Genomic DNA, 14,921 nt, shown 5'->3' with positions numbered 1-14,921 from the left:
AGTCCGGTCGCTCGGTGCACATTCAGTCTGATTTTCATGCCGCAACTCATCATGTAGTATCGCCTCGCGTTCACTACATAGATGTCGAATCCAGGCCTGATCCGATGTTCCTGCAAGGCTAAAACCTGTTTCAGCGCTTTACCTCAGGTGCCCGCCGCCCCGCCCAGCCGCCCGCAACGGCATGTTCTGGAAGGGCACGCAGCGACGTCGATGGCTTTAACAAGAAAGCGCTCATGATTGAAGCGCAGATAGCTGAGCAGAGTGAGGCAAGCAATGACTGAACACGTTCAAGTCGGTGGCCTGCGGGTCGCCAACGTCCTGCTGGATTTTGTGAACAACGAAGCCATTCCCGGAACCGGCCTCGACGCCGCTGCATTCTGGGCCGGTGCCGATGCGCTCATCCATGAGCTCGCGCCGAAGAACAAAGCCCTGCTCGCCAAACGCGACGAATTCCAGACGCGTATCGACGCCTGGCATCAGTCGAATGCCGGCAACGCCCACGACGCCACCGCCTACAAGGCGTTCCTGCTGGAAATCGGCTATCTGCTGCCAGAAGCGGCGGACTTCCAGATCACCACGCAAAACGTCGACGAAGAAATCGCCCGCATGGCCGGCCCGCAATTGGTGGTGCCGGTGATGAACGCGCGCTTCGCGCTCAATGCATCGAATGCCCGCTGGGGCTCGCTGTATGACGCGCTGTACGGCACCGACGCCATCAGCGAAGCCGGCGGCGCGGAAAAGGGCAAAGGCTACAACCGGGTCCGCGGCGACAAAGTCATCGCCTTCGCCCGAGCGTTTCTGGACGAAGCGGCACCTCTGGCGGCGGGCTCCCATGTCGACTCCACCGGCTACAAGCTGGTTGATGGCATGTTGATCGTCAGCCTCAAGGGCGGCAGCAACACCGGCCTGCACGATGATGCCCAACTGATCGGCTTCCAGGGCGACGCGTCGGCGCCGACCGCGCTGCTGTTCAAGCATAACGGCCTGCACTTTGAACTCCAGATCGACGCCACGAGCCCGGTCGGCCAGACCGACCCGGCCGGTGTCAAAGACGTGCTGGTGGAAGCGGCGCTGACCACCATCATGGACTGCGAAGACTCCATCGCTGCCGTCGACGCCGACGACAAGGTTGTGGTGTACCGCAACTGGCTGGGGCTGATGAAGGGCGATCTGTCCGAAGAAGTTTCCAAAGGCGGCACAAGTTTTACCCGTACGATGAACGCCGACCGCGTCTACACCTCGCCCACCGGCGAACCCGTCACGCTGCATGGCCGCTCGCTATTATTCGTACGCAACGTCGGCCACCTGATGACCATTGATGCGATTCTCGACAATCAGGGCAACGAAGTGCCGGAAGGCATTCTCGACGGTCTTCTGACCAGCCTCGCGGCCATCCACAACCTCAAGGGCAATACCTCTCGCGCCAACAGCCGCACGGGCTCGATGTACATCGTCAAACCGAAGATGCACGGCCCTGAGGAAGTGGCGTTTACCAACGAATTGTTCGGGCGCATCGAAGCGGTGCTGAACCTGCCGCGCAACACGCTGAAAGTCGGGATCATGGACGAAGAGCGCCGCACCACGATCAACCTCAAGGCCTGCATTCAGGCGGCGAGCGAGCGTGTGGTGTTCATCAATACGGGCTTCCTGGACCGCACCGGCGACGAGATCCACACGTCCATGGAAGCAGGGCCTGTCGTACGCAAGGCGCAGATGAAGGCTGAAAAGTGGATCGGCGCGTATGAAAATTCCAACGTCGATATCGGCTTGAAGTGCGGCCTGCAAGGGCGCGCGCAGATCGGCAAAGGCATGTGGGCGATGCCTGACTTGATGGCCGCGATGCTCGAACAGAAAATCGCCCATCCACTGGCCGGCGCCAACACCGCGTGGGTGCCATCGCCCACTGCCGCTGCGCTGCACGCGTTGCACTACCACAAGGTCGATGTGTTCGCGCGTCAGGCTGAACTCGCCCAGCGCGCGCCGGCCTCGGTCGACGACATTCTGACCATCCCGCTGGCACCGAACACCGACTGGACGGCGGAAGAGATTCAGAACGAGCTGGACAACAACGCACAGGGCATCCTCGGTTATGTGGTGCGCTGGATTGACCAGGGCGTTGGCTGCTCGAAGGTGCCGGACATCAACGACATTGGCCTGATGGAGGACCGTGCCACGCTGCGGATTTCCAGCCAGCACATTGCCAACTGGCTGCGCCATGGCGTGGTCAGCGAGCAGCAGGTGATGGAAAGCCTCAAGCGCATGGCACCGGTCGTGGACCGTCAGAACGCAGGCGATGCGCTGTATCGTCCGCTTGCGCCGGATTTCGACAGCAACATCGCGTTTCAGGCAGCGGTTGAGCTGGTGATCGAAGGCACGCGACAGCCCAATGGCTACACCGAGCCGGTGCTGCACCGTCGCCGTCGGGAGTTCAAGGCGAAACACGGGGCGTAATCAGCGCCCAAACAAAAAGGCGGTGTCCACGTAAATGGACACCGCCTTTTTTATTGCACAACTTTCCTTGCTTCAACGCAGCCCGAAGGCGGCGTTATCAGGCCATTTCCAGTTCCCGCTTCACCAGTCGCAACAGCTGCTTGGTGTTGATCGGCTTGAGCAGAAAATCCACCACGCTCAGGTGCATGGCATCGATGGCGTCGCGGACGTTGGCGTCGCCGGACACGATAATGATCGGCAACTCCGCACGGTCCGATTCGCGCACCCGACGGATCAGATCCAACCCGTCGCACGGCGCCATGCGCAGATCGGTGATCAGCAACGCAATGGACGGCCGGGTCTGCAGCAAGTGCATGGCACTGGTGCCGCCGGCGGCGGTGATGCAGCTGATGTCATTGAGACTGAGGATTTCGGCCAGAACTTCCCGAGCATCCTTGTCGTCATCGACGATCAACACCCGTTGTGGCGATTGGGACGCAGGCGCGAGCATCACCTCATTGAGGGCTTCGCGCTCTTCATCACTCAAAATACTGTGATCGAACATACCCGTCTCATCTTCCTGTCGACTCCAATTCTGACAGCGCAAGCGATAGATACGCTGCACATCCTGTCGGCTTCATGCCGGGCCCTGAGGCCTCGCGCTAACTGCATCGCTGCGGTATTAGACCTTGGTTCGATGCGATTCAACGCCTTCGCAGTCACCTAAGACTTACGTCCAATGGGCACTGCCCGATAAGCGGTCGACCATGGGGTCAATAAAAACAAGCGGTATCGGTCATGAGCAAAGCGGACGCTTTTACCCAGGCAGGCAAAACAGCCGTTCTGCAGAACATCCACGGCACGATGCAGTTCCTGCAAAAATTCCCGCCCTTCAACCAGATGGAAAACGCCCACCTGGCCTACCTTGTGGAACAGTGTCACCTGCGTTTCTACGCTACAGACGAGAGCATCATCAAGCCTAGCGATGGGCCAGTAGAACATTTTTACATCGTCAAACAAGGCCGCGTAGTAGGCGAGCGCCCCCATTCGGCAAAAGGCGGCACTGAGACCACGTTCGAAATCACCACCGGCGAGTGCTTTCCCCTCGCCGCGCTGCTCGGCGAACGCGCCACGCGAACCGAGCATCTGGCGGCCGAAGACACCTTCTGCCTGCAGCTGAACAAGCAAGCCTTCATCAAGCTGTTCGGGCTCTCCAATGAGTTCCGCGACTTCGCTCTGCGCGGTGTCAGCAGCCTGCTCGATCAGGTGAATCAGCAAGTAAAGCAGAAGGCGGTGGAAACACTCGGCACGCAATACTCACTGAATACGCGACTGGGTGAACTGGCGATGCGTCACCCGGTGACCTGCTCCCCCGACACGCCGCTGCGGGAGGCCGTGCGGCAGATGGACGAGCAGCAGGTCGGCAGTATTGTCATCGTGGACGAGGCCAAGGCGCCGCTGGGGATTTTCACGCTGCGCGACCTGCGCCAGGTCGTGGCAAACGTCGATGCCGACTTCGGCGCGCCCATCGAACGCAGCATGATTCAGGCGCCGTTCTACCTGAGCCCGGACGCCAGCGCCTTCGATGCCGCCATTGCCATGACCCAGCGGCATATCGCCCACGTCTGTCTGGTCAAGGATCAGCGCCTGTGTGGCGTGGTCTCCGAGCGCGACCTGTTCTCGCTGCAGCGCGTGGATCTGGTGCATCTGGCGCGCACCATCCGCAGCGCGCCGCGCATCGATTCGCTGGCCAACCTGCGCGGCGACATCGTTCAACTGGTGGACCGAATGCTCGCCCACGGTGCCTCGTCCACGCAGATCACCCAGATCATCACGCTGCTCAACGACCACATGGTCTGTCGCGTCATCGAGCTCACGCTTGAAGAGAAAGGCGATCCCGGCATCGCTTTCAGCTGGCTTTGCTTTGGCAGCGAGGGCCGCCGCGAGCAGACGCTGTACACCGATCAGGACAACGGCATTCTGTTCCAAGCCAGGGACGCCGCCGAGGCCGCCGAGATTCGCGGCCAGTTGTTGCCCATCGCCGAGCGGATCAATCAAAGCCTGGCCGTATGCGGATTCGCGCTGTGCAAGGGCGGGATCATGGCAAGCAATCCGCAGCTGTGCCTGTCGCGCATCGAGTGGGCGCGGCGCTTCGGCTCGTTCATCCGCGAAGCCACGCCGGAGAACCTGCTGTCGTCTTCCATCTATTTCGATCTGCGCGTGGTCTGGGGCGATGAAAGCGGCGGCGATCAATTGCGTCAGAGCATTCTTGCCCAAGTGGCAGACAACGCGTTGTTCCAGCGCATGATGGCCGACAACGCCCTGCGTCAACGCCCGCCGGTGGGCCGTTTCAAGGATTTCGTGGTCGCGCGCAAAGGCAGTGAAAAAGATACGCTGGATCTGAAAACCCAGGGCCTGACGCCATTTGTCGACGGCGCGCGGTTGCTGGCGCTGGCCAACGGCGTCGAGGCCTGCAACACGCTGGAAAGGCTGCGTCAGCTGGTGGCCAAAGAGGTTATCGACCCGCTGGACGGTGCGGCGTATGAGGAGGCCTACCACTTCATCCAGCAAACCCGCATGCAACAGCATCAGCAGCAGAACCGGCAAAACCTGCCCTACTCCAATCGCATCGACCCGGATGTGCTCAATCATCTGGACCGACGCATTCTGCGTGAGTCGTTCCGTCAGGCGCAGCGGCTGCAGACCAGCCTCACCGTGCGCTACCAACTGTAAGCGACTGATCATGAATTTGTTCCGCTGGCTCAGGCCACCCAAACGCGCCGTTGCCCCTGAGCTGACGCCAGAGCAGCAACAGCGCCTGCGCGCCCTGCCCAGCCCGGGCGCGTTGGATCAGAACACGCTGCGCCAGCAACGCTGGGTGGTGGTCGATCTTGAAACCAGTGGGTTGAATCTGCAGCGGGACGAAGTGCTGTCAATCGGCGCAGTGGTCATTGAAGACGGTGCGATCGATCTGGGGCAGCAATTCGAGCGCACGCTGATGCGCAGCGATCACAAACTCAGCCCGAGCGTGTTGATTCACGGGCTGGGGCCCACAGCGATCGCCGCAGGGAGCGACCCGGTGGACGCACTGCTGGATTTCATGGCGTTCGTGGGTGACAGCCCGCTGCTGGCGTTCCACGCGGCGTTCGACGAGCACATGCTGGGCCGCTCGTTAAAGGAAAGCCTGGGCTATCGCCTGCTGCATCCTTTTATTGATGTCGCTCACATCGCGCCTTTCGTTTGCCCGAACGCGAATCTGCGGCAGGCAGGCCTGGACGACTGGACTCGATTCTTCGGGCTCCACGCCGAAGAGCGCCATCACGCCAGCGCCGATGCACTGGTAACCGCCGAACTCGCGATGATCCTGTTCAGCCACGCCAAGCGACAAGGGATCGAAACCCCGGCGCAGCTGGAGCAAAGCGTGGCGAAATGGCGACGGCAGCAGCAATCGCATTCGTTTTAGCGTTCACCCTCTGCGCCTGCCTCTGGATCCCGTCTCGCCTTACAAACCGAATAGTCGATTCTTACGTTAACCGTTCGGCTTGTTCCTACAAGGACCAATTGCCAGCATTGGACGGCTCTGACACAATCGCGAACAATTCTCGTTAGCCCCTTTGTTCTCCTCGGTGCGTTTGTGTCGTCATTTCAAAGTCCCCAGCAGCAGCTCGTCGGAACGCTCTATCGCGACCATCGCGGCTGGTTGCTGGGTTGGCTAAGACGCAACGTGGCCTGCCCCCATCGCGCCGAAGACCTTAGCCAGGACACGTTCATTCGCCTGCTGGGTCGCGAGCAATTGCTTGAACCCCGCGAGCCCCGGGCCTTTCTGGTCTCGATCGCGAAGGGCTTGTTGTTCGACCACTTCCGCCGGGCCGCGCTGGAGCAGGCCTATCTGGACGAACTGATGCTGATTCCCGAAGGCGAACAACCTTCGCTTGAAGAACAGCAGCTGATTCTCGAAGACCTCAAAGCCATTGATCGCCTGCTGGGCAAGCTGTCCAGCAAGGCGCGCGCTGCCTTTTTGTACAACCGCCTGGACGGCATGCCCCACGCGGAGATCGCCACAAAGCTCGGCGTCTCGGTGCCCCGCGTGCGTCAGTACCTGGCCCAGGGTTTGCGCCAGTGCTACATCGCACTGTATGGCGAGCCAACATGAGCCGCCTGTCCACCCGACCTGTTTCATCCCACGTGCTGGACGCCGCCATCGCCTGGCAACTGTGCCTGGACTGCGGCCGGGGCAGTGAGGTCGAGCGCGAAGAGTTTGCCAAGTGGTACGCCGCCAGTGACGAACATGCCCGCGCCTGGATGCAGTTGGGCATGGTCGATCAGCGTTTCGCCGGGACCACTGGCCCGGCGCGTTCGGCGCTTTTGCGCTCCCGTGATGGCATGGGTTTGCGTCTGCGCAAGCTGGGCCGCGGGGTTGCAGGGGTCGCGCTGGCGCTGGGCTTGACGGTATTCATGGGGAATCGCCTGCTGCCGGTGGACTACTGGCTCGCAGATCTGCGCACCGCCACCGGCGAGCAGCGCACCATTCGCCTGTCGGATAACACCCTGATCCGGCTCAACACTCACACCGCGCTGGACGTGCGATTCGACGCCACCCAGCGACGGATCGTGCTTCAGGAAGGCGAAATCTTTGTGGAAACCGGGAGCCACAACGACACGCGTCCGTTCATCGTCGAAACCCCCGAAGGACAGATGCGCGCCCTGGGCACGCAGTTTCTGGTCAAACGGCAGCCTGACGGCACGCTGTTAAGCGTGCTGCAGTCCGCCGTCGCCGCTCATCCGCAGGCTTCCAGCCACGAACTGGTGCTGCGCGAAGGGCAGCAGATGTTGATTCATCGCAACAGCCTCGGTCCCATGCTCGCCCTTGCGCCCGGCACCGGCGCCTGGATGCGCGGCATGCTGGTGGTCGACAACGCCCGCCTGGGAGACGTGGTCGCGGAGCTTGCCCGTTATCGTCAGGGCCATCTCGGCGTGGCGAAGGACGTCGCCGACCTGCGCATTACCGGCAGCTTTCCGCTGACCAACACCGACCTGGCGCTGAAGGCACTGACGCCCACGCTGCCCGTGCAGATCGAAGCGCGGACGCAGTGGTGGGTGACGGTGGTCGGCAGCGAGAAGAAGCCGGCGACTGCGCTGTAAATCGGGTGCCCTCGTGGATGCATGCGATCGCCTGGCCACAGAACTTGTGGGAGTGAGCTTGCTCGCGAAGAAGTCAGTACATCCGCTAAATCTTCCGTAGCTGAAACACCGTCTTCGCGAGCAAGCTCGCTCCCACATGGACCATATTTGATGCGCGAAAGCGCCGCTGTCTGGCAAAGGGTAACTTTCACCCAAGGTCATTGATCACGGCCTACTTAGCGCCTGCGCAAATTATTTTCGCCCGGCCCTATCACTTTCCATATCTCGTTCGGCACATAGGCATTGAGAACCATTTCCATCGAGGTGCCGTCTATGTCCCGCACGCTTCAAACCCTTCTGCGACCGAGCCTGCTGGCTATCGCCGTCGCCATTGCCGCACCGATGCTCAGTGCGCCGCTGATGGCCGCTTCTCAGGCTTCCAGCGTCCGCGCCTACGACCTGCCGGCCGCGCCGTTGTCCACAACGCTGACACAGATTGCCAGTCAGGCAGGCCTGGCGTTGTCGCTGGATCCGGCACTGGCTGCGGGCCGCACGTCGGCACCGGTTCAGGGTCAATTCGATGCATCAAGCGCGATGGGGCAGGCGCTGCGTGGCACCGGCTTGCAATTGAACCTGACCACGGCAGGGACCTACACGCTGGTGGCTGCGCCTGAAGGGGCGATGGCGTTGCCGGCGACCAGCATTCAAGGCAGTCAGGAAAGTTTCGAAAGCGCGTGGGGTCCGGCACAGGGATACGCCGCGAGTCGCACCGCAGCGGGCACCAAGACCGACACCGCACTGGTCGAAGCACCGCGCTCGATCTCGGTCGCGACCCGGCAGCAGATGCAGGATCGCGCAGTACAGAACATCGACGACGCCGTTCGCTACATGCCAGGCGTGGTCGCCAGCAGTTACGGCAGCGACAGCCGGGCCGAATGGCTGAAGGTCCGCGGCTTCGAACCCACCCAATTCCTCGACGGTCTGCCGCTGCCGAAAGGCGCCTACGTGATGCCGAAGATGGAGACCTGGGACCTGGAGCGCATCGCCCTCCTGCGTGGCCCGGCCTCTTCGGTTTACGGTCAGACCCCGCCCGGCGGCATGCTCGACATGGTCAGTCGTCGCCCCGAAGCCGAAGCCAGCCACGAAGTGCAGGTTCAGGTGGGCACTTATAACCGCAAGCAGATCAGCTTCGACAGCACCGGCAAGATCGACGATGCCGACAATTTCGAGTACCGCGTCAGCGGCGTCGTGCGTGACAGCGGCACCTCGGTGGACCACATCGATGACAAGCGTTACAACATCGCGCCAAGCCTGACCTGGAACATCGACCCGGACACCAAGCTGACTTTCCTTAGTCAGTTCAACCGGGACGATACCGGCATCACCAGCCAATTCCTGCCGATTCAGGGCACCAAATACCCGTCGGCCGTGGGGCGCGTGAAGTACCACGAAAACCTCGGTGATCCGGACTGGGAGTTCTACGACAAAACCTATTACGCGCTGGGCTATGCGTTCGAGCACCGTCTGAATGACGTGTGGCAGTTCAAGCAGAACGTCCGCTACACCAAGAGTGATCTGTCCTTCCAAGGCATCACGGCAGGCGGTTACTTCGGCTCGGTGTCCGACGATGGCACCGTTGCTCGCGGCGCCAATGTCGTGAACGAGGACATTTCCCAGTTCGCGCTGGACAACAACCTGCAAGCCGACTTCGACACGGGCGCACTCAAACACACCGTGTTGCTGGGGCTCGACTATCAGCGCGTGAACCACAACTACAAATGGCAGTACGGCAACGCGCCGACCAGCAACATCGCCAAGCCGATTTACGGGCAGGACTTCAGCAACGTCGATTACACCGCGTATCAGGATTACAACCAGAAAACCCAGGACGTCGGCGTCTACATTCAGGACCAACTGGCCCTGGATAACTGGCGTCTGACCCTGGGCGGCCGGCAGGATCTGCTCAAGACCGAATCGAAGTTTTACAACACCAATCAGTCCGACGACCGCACCGACAGCGCGTTCACCGGCAACGCCGCGCTCAGCTACGTCTTCGATTCCGGCTTCACGCCGTACATTTCCTACGCCGAGTCTTTCCAGGCCGAACAAGGCGGCGCCAATGGCGTGGCATTCCAGCCGGGGACGGGCAAGCAGTACGAAGTGGGCCTCAAATACCAACCGCCGGGCAGCAACATCATCTTCACTGCGGCGGCCTACGACCTGACCCGTCGCGACATCGTGCTCAGCGACACCCTCGGCGTGCAGCGCCCACTGGGCGAGGCGAAGGTGCGCGGCTTCGAGCTTGAAGCGGTAGGCGATGTCACCGACAACCTGAAAGTGACGGCCTCCTACACATACGCCAATAGCAAGATGACCAAGGTCACCGACCCGCTGGACAAGAATCGTCCGCTGCCACTGACGCCGGAAAACCAGGCAGCAATCTGGGGTGATTACACCTGGCACAACGGCGTGCTCGACGGTTTCGGCCTGGGCTTCGGCGCGCGCTACATTGGCGAGACCGACAATATTGCAATCGGCAGTTACGGTTTCGTCGCTGATTCCAACTACGGCCACAGCAATGCCTACACCGTCTACGACGCCGCCATGCATTACGACCTCGGCCGCATGAACAATTCGCTCAAGGGTGTGAGCGTGTCAGTCAACGCCAACAACGTCTTCGACAAGGAATACATTTCCACCTGCGACGGCTTCTATTGCTACTACGGCGACCGTCGCACGGTGCTCGCGAGCGTAGACTACAAATGGTAATCGTTTAAACTCTCATTACCTGAAACAAGGGCCGCTCCCACACAGCGGCCTTTGTTGCTTTCGCTGACTCCGGATTTCCACATGAAAAGCCAAACCATCCGCCGCTGGTCTTTCATCCACACGTGGACCAGCCTGATCTGTACGGCATTCCTGCTGATGCTGGCGATCACTGGCTTGCCGCTGATCTTCAGCCACGAGATCGCTCACCTGACGGGCGACGCGCCGGAATTCAAGGAAATGCCCGCCGGCACCCCGCATCTCGACCTCGAACAACTGGTCCGCTCAGCCGAGGACCATCGCCCCGGCGACGTGATGCAGTACTTCGGCTGGGACGACGATGACCCGAACGGCGTCTACGCCATCATGGGCAAAACCGCAGGCGGCGACCCCAACGAATCCCACAGCTTCATGCTCGACGCGCGCACCGGCGAGGCGATGGAAACGCCGAGCGCCAATGGCGGTTTCATGATGATCATGCTGCGCCTGCACGTGGACATGTATGCGGGCTTGCCGGGCAAACTGTTGCTGGCGTTCATGGGGCTGCTGTTTGTCATGGCGATCGTGTCCGGCGTCGTGTTGTACGCGCCCTTCATGCGCCGGCTGGATTTCGCCACGGTGCGGCCGAATAAATCCACCCGGGTGCGTTGGCTGGACCTGCACAACCTGATCGGCGTCGTGACGCTGACCTGGGCCATGGTCGTCGGCCTGACCGGCGTGCTCAACGCCTGCGCCGATCTGGTGATCGCGCAATGGCGCACCGACGCGCTGATGACCATGATCGCGCCGTACAAGGACGCACCGCCCCTGGCCGAGCGTGCCCCGGCGACCCGGTTGATCGACATTTCCAAAGCCACTGTCCCCGGCGCCGAGCCGAGCTTCATTGCGTTTCCCGGCTCGCGCTTTTCCAGCGAGCACCACTACGCCGTGTTCATGAAAGGCGACACGCACCTGACCTCCCACCTGCTGACCCCTGTCCTGATCGACGCCCAGGACCTGCACGTCACCGCAACACTGGGACGCCCCTGGTACATGGACGCCCTGCTGCTGTCGCAACCGCTGCACTTCGGCGACTACGGCGGCATGCCGATGAAAATTCTCTGGGCTGCGCTGGATGTGTTGACGATCATCGTGCTCGGCAGTGGCTTGTATCTGTGGTGGGTCCGTCGTCGTGCTGCCGTCGCCGTTGCGAAAGCGGTCGCCGTAGAGGCGGAAGTCGCATGACCCGACACAAAAAGCACTCCGCTTTCTGGAAGACATTCGCCAAACCGGGCTGGATCGCGCTGCTGACAGCCATCGGCTTGTTTGCGGCGCTGCTCGGCGACGGCGCGTGGGACGTGCTGTCCTGGATCGGCATGGCGATTCCGGCCTGGCTTAGCTGCAGAGGATTGATGGCGCGCAAGCGGGTTTGATCCACCGAACCCCGCTTCTGCATGATTTACATCGAACCGTACCCAATGAACCGGTTTGCTTTGACGATGGCAGGGGCGCGCGCCTCCGCGGTAAAACATCGCATCCTGCCTGGCATCCCTTGGTTATAAGTCGAACAAGTCCGTAAGAAACCTCCCTCAAAACAACAGTAAGCGTCCTGCACGCTCCGACTCCCAGGCTGGCCTCTCCTGCGAGTCACCCTCCCGATAATCGATATTCCGCCCTGGCAGGGCATCCACAATACCCATCGGGAAGACCCACCATGGCGCTCGACGCATTTTTGAAGATTGAAGGCATTGCTGGCGAAGCACTGGATGAGCAGTGCAAAGACTGGATTGAAATCACCGGGTATTCGTTCGGCACCTACCAGAGCGCGTCTGTTACAGCCAGCACGGCAGGCGGCGCGACTTCCGGGCGTACCACGCTCAGCAACCTCACGCTGACCAAAATGCTCGACAAGTCGAGCTGCAAACTGATGGCAGCCAACTGCGCCGGAGAGCACTTCAAGGAAGTGAAGCTTTCCGTACACCGTGCAGGGGGCGACAAAATGAAGTTCTACGAAATCATTCTCGAATAAGTGATCATTGCCGAATACAACCAACTCGCCAACGACGGCATTCCCACCGAACTCATCCAGCTCAACTACGGCCGTATCCGCTCGACCTACACCCTGCAAAACAGAAACGACGGGAGCGCGGCCGGCAGCGTAACAGGCGGATGGGACAGGATCGGCAATAAGCAATATTGCTGAGCGAGGGACATGTCATGGACTTCGAACGTACCCAACATGTCGGCCATTACGGTGTCGTGTTTACGCTTATTCACTTCACCGTGCAGCCGGACGATGCCGCATCGTTGAGAACGATCAACCTACCGGAAATAACCAAGGGTCATTTTGAGGTCATCCGGTTGATTGAAGAAACCTACGAGCGAATGCTTGCACAGGGGCGGCCTTGCCGGATGGTGCTTGCGGTGTCTAATCGCCTTAGCCGGAATACTGCCGATCTATTAAATGATCAACGAGTGAGAGTGGGCGGCGCCATATCCTCGCTGAGCGGCAAAGCTGTTACAGAGGTGTTCGGTCCGATAGTAGGAGGGATGGCGGGCATGTTCTCAGGAGGGAAGGCCAAACAAGGAATTCCGACCTACCACGTCGGCGATGTAATAATCAGTATCGACGCCCAAGTCGCGGGAGGTATTGGCCCTCAGAGATCCTCGTCAGCGTTGCTGCTTAAAAACAACGGTGATGACTAGATGGCGTTTTATATCTCGTTAATCATTGTCGCGGCTGCCATCTGGAGCGCCTGTCGAGTCACAAGACGCTGGCGCTATCAGTGGGTGCTTGGCCTCGCCATCATCGTCTTTTGGTTTTCTTACGTCGTCCCTTGGGTCGTGATAGCGGAAGCAATTGAAGATGAGCAATTTCTAGATTATGAAATATTGCTCGAAGGCCTGCTCTACGTAGGGTTGGGATTACTGGGCGACAACTGGTGGCGTGACGAAGAGCCAAAGTAGCGCATCGCATTGCCTTACCCACCAACTGGCTTGTCCCACGCTCCTCCTCGCGCGGGGCAAGCACTTTCCGCCACCCTAGTCATCACATGACATCCCCCAGTTTTACAAATCCAGCAGGCCCGCGTTCTGCCTCCGAATCTCACGACTCCATAGTCACCGATCACCCCAAAAACCAGCCCCGCCGGTGACAATCCGGTTACATATAGAAATACAATGGCAATTTACAACTATTTCAATTGACAACAAAACGTGCGTTTGACTAAATCCAGTCATACGACGACGTATGACGATCGCCGCTAAATAAAAACAATACCCAGAGTGGACTCGATGAAAATCAAAGGCATCCGTTGGTGGATGGTCGCGCTGATAACCGGCGGTCTGATCGTCAACTATCTCGCGCGCAACACCCTCTCCGTCGCCGCTCCCACCATGATGAGCGAGCTGAACATTTCCACCGAACAGTACTCGCACGTCGTTATCGCGTGGCAGATGGGCTATGCATTCATGCAGCCGGTTGCCGGCTACGTGATCGATGCTATCGGGACCAAGATCGGCTTCGCGGTTTTCGCCATTGCCTGGTCGGTGGCGTGCGCATCGGCGGCCATGGCCACCGGCTGGCAGAGTCTTGCATTCTTGCGCAGCTTGCTGGGCATCACTGAAGCGGCGGGTTTTCCTGCGGCGATCAAAGCGACCACTGAATGGTTTCCGGCCAAAGAGCGCTCGGTCGCCATCGGCTGGTTCAACATCGGTTCGTCGATCGGCGCGTTGCTGGCACCTCCCCTCGTGGTCTGGGCGATCCTACACAGCGGCTGGCAGATCGCGTTCGTCATCGTCGGCGGGCTGGGCCTGCTGTGGAGCGCAGGCTGGCTGTTCTTCTACAAGCACCCGCGCAATCAGCGTCTGCTGGGCGATGAGGAACGCGATTACATCCTTGCCGGTCAGGAATCCCACCTGAAGGACGCGCCGACCAAGCACGCCAGCTGGAAGAAGATCGTCGGCACCCGCAACTTCTACGCAATCGCTTCGGCACGCATGCTGTCAGAGCCGGCCTGGCAGACGTTCAACGCGTGGATTCCGCTGTACCTGATGACCGAACGCCACATGAACATCAAGGAAATCGCGATGTTTGCCTGGCTGCCGTTTCTCGCCGCCGACATTGGCTGCGTGTTGGGGGGTTACCTGAGCCCGTTTTTCTACAAGCACTTCAACGTCTCGCTGCTGACGTCGCGCAAGATGGTGATGGTGTTCGGCTCCCTGTGCATGATCGGCCCTGGCTGCATCGGTCTGGTGGACAGCCCTTATGTCGCCATCGCGCTGCTGTGCGCTGGCGGTTTTGCGCACCAGACGCTGTCGGGCGCGTTGTACGCCATCACGTCGGACTCCTTCGGCAAAAACGAAGTGGGTACGGCAACCGGCCTGGGTGGCATGTTCGGATTTCTGGGCGCGGCGCTGTTCACGCTGGTGCTCGGGATCATGGTCACCAAGGTTGGTTACAGCCCGCTGTTTGTGGCCCTGGCCGCTTTCGATCTCGTCGCCGCCACGATCATCTGGTTTGTCGCCAAGCCGCTGTTGACCGGCACACCTTCGGCGCAATCAGGCAGTGCACCGGCGGATTCGGCAGACGGGGTTCCGACCGTCTGACATTCAGGTGCGGGCCG

At 60.4% G+C, this 14,921-nt stretch carries 12 protein-coding genes and 1 pseudogene; 12 read left to right on the top strand and 1 reads right to left on the bottom strand.

Annotated features, from left to right (window positions below):
- Positions 1–273 precede the first annotated feature (273 nt).
- Complete coding sequence (locus QWI20_RS19710; RefSeq protein WP_369306860.1) at positions 274–2,451, top strand: malate synthase G; 2,178 nt, start codon at positions 274–276, stop codon at positions 2,449–2,451.
- 97 nt (positions 2,452–2,548) lie between these two features.
- On the opposite strand, the gene QWI20_RS19705 is transcribed toward QWI20_RS19710, so the two are convergent.
- On the bottom strand, positions 2,549–2,995 hold the full coding sequence (locus QWI20_RS19705) for a response regulator (RefSeq protein WP_163022123.1): 447 nt from the start codon (positions 2,993–2,995) through the stop codon (positions 2,549–2,551).
- Between the two features lie 233 nt (positions 2,996–3,228).
- Between QWI20_RS19705 and QWI20_RS19700 the strand changes: the two genes are divergently transcribed.
- The 11 genes and pseudogenes from QWI20_RS19700 (at position 3,229) to QWI20_RS19650 (ending at position 14,904) form a co-directional block, all read left to right on the top strand.
- Entirely contained in the window at positions 3,229–5,163 is a 1,935-nt protein-coding gene (locus QWI20_RS19700) for a putative nucleotidyltransferase substrate binding domain-containing protein (protein WP_369306858.1), read from the top strand.
- A 10-nt stretch (positions 5,164–5,173) separates the two neighbouring features.
- A complete protein-coding gene (locus QWI20_RS19695) occupies positions 5,174–5,893 on the top strand; it encodes a PolC-type DNA polymerase III (protein ID WP_369306857.1) in 720 nt (239 codons plus the stop codon).
- Between the two features lie 171 nt (positions 5,894–6,064).
- Positions 6,065–6,583: an RNA polymerase sigma factor gene (locus tag QWI20_RS19690; RefSeq protein ID WP_369306856.1), complete on the top strand. Its 519-nt coding sequence runs from the start codon at positions 6,065–6,067 to the stop codon at positions 6,581–6,583.
- Positions 6,580–7,572 carry a FecR domain-containing protein gene (locus QWI20_RS19685; protein WP_369306855.1) on the top strand — a complete coding sequence of 331 codons (993 nt, stop codon included), beginning with the start codon at positions 6,580–6,582 and terminating at the stop codon, positions 7,570–7,572. Before QWI20_RS19690 ends, QWI20_RS19685 begins: the two co-directional genes overlap by 4 nt.
- Positions 7,573–7,884: 312 nt before the next feature.
- Positions 7,885–10,320 carry a TonB-dependent siderophore receptor gene (locus QWI20_RS19680; RefSeq protein WP_369306854.1) on the top strand — a complete coding sequence of 812 codons (2,436 nt, stop codon included), beginning with the start codon at positions 7,885–7,887 and terminating at the stop codon, positions 10,318–10,320.
- A gap of 81 nt (positions 10,321–10,401) precedes the next feature.
- Positions 10,402–11,541, top strand: a complete 1,140-nt coding sequence (locus QWI20_RS19675; RefSeq protein ID WP_369306853.1) for a PepSY-associated TM helix domain-containing protein — start codon at positions 10,402–10,404, stop codon at positions 11,539–11,541.
- Positions 11,538–11,729: a hypothetical protein gene (locus QWI20_RS19670; protein WP_369306852.1), complete on the top strand. Its 192-nt coding sequence runs from the start codon at positions 11,538–11,540 to the stop codon at positions 11,727–11,729. The genes QWI20_RS19675 and QWI20_RS19670 overlap by 4 nt, the downstream gene beginning before the upstream one ends.
- A 281-nt stretch (positions 11,730–12,010) precedes the next feature.
- Positions 12,011–12,499: pseudogene (locus QWI20_RS19665) on the top strand (Hcp family type VI secretion system effector).
- A gap of 14 nt (positions 12,500–12,513) precedes the next feature.
- Positions 12,514–13,002 (top strand): hypothetical protein, encoded by a 489-nt coding sequence (locus QWI20_RS19660; protein ID WP_369306851.1) that lies wholly within the window; start codon positions 12,514–12,516, stop codon positions 13,000–13,002.
- The gene (locus tag QWI20_RS19655) at positions 13,003–13,263 is read left to right on the top strand and encodes a hypothetical protein (RefSeq protein WP_369306850.1); all 261 of its coding nucleotides are present in this window, start codon (positions 13,003–13,005) and stop codon (positions 13,261–13,263) included. It abuts the gene before it with no gap.
- Between the two features lie 327 nt (positions 13,264–13,590).
- Positions 13,591–14,904, top strand: coding sequence for an MFS transporter (locus tag QWI20_RS19650; RefSeq protein WP_369306849.1), 1,314 nt, complete (start codon positions 13,591–13,593; stop codon positions 14,902–14,904).
- Positions 14,905–14,921: the final 17 nt, after the last annotated feature.

This window comes from Pseudomonas sp. W2-17 (assembly GCF_041060445.1).
Lineage (GTDB): Bacteria > Pseudomonadota > Gammaproteobacteria > Pseudomonadales > Pseudomonadaceae > Aquipseudomonas.
This window is presented reverse-complemented; position numbering and strand designations above follow the sequence as displayed.